The sequence below is a fragment of the Rhizobium sp. 18055 genome (genome assembly GCF_902706285.1).
Classification (GTDB): domain Bacteria; phylum Pseudomonadota; class Alphaproteobacteria; order Rhizobiales; family Rhizobiaceae; genus Rhizobium.
On record NZ_CACSKD010000312.1, the window covers coordinates 1 to 435 of the forward strand.

The 435-nt window shown below is 62.8% G+C and carries 1 protein-coding gene; it reads right to left on the minus strand.

Annotated features, from left to right (window positions below; translation table 11 throughout):
* Positions 1-58: 58 nt before the first annotated feature.
* The coding region (locus GVL52_RS32220) for a chromate transporter (RefSeq protein WP_200848016.1) at positions 59-435 on the minus strand (377 nt) is incomplete at its 5' end.

Genomic DNA, 435 nt, shown 5'->3' on the forward strand with positions numbered 1-435 from the left:
GTTCAGCGTCAGGGGGCGGATTTGGTAGTTCATACAGTTCTCCTTCAGATGGTCCGGATCAGGCGTGGGCAACCAGCGGGTAGACGGCCAGGCCAATCAAGGCGGCAGCAAGTACCACCACAGGCTCGGGCAGCTTCTTGAACCGCCACAGGACAGCGGCTGTGGCAAGAAACAGTGCGACGGTCGGTAAGTCCACGATTGACCGCTGCCCCAGCACTACCACCGCTCCAGTAATGGCGCCCACGGCAGCCGCAGTCACGCCATCCACGAACGCGACCACGCCGGGGTGTTTCCCATGCTTCTTGAAGTACGGTGCTGGGATCACAGTGAGCAGGTAGCAGGGCAGGAAGGTCGCTGCCGCTGCGACGACCGCGCCCCAAAATCCGCTGGTCAGGAAACCGATGAACCCGGTGGTGATGACAACCGGCCCCGGGG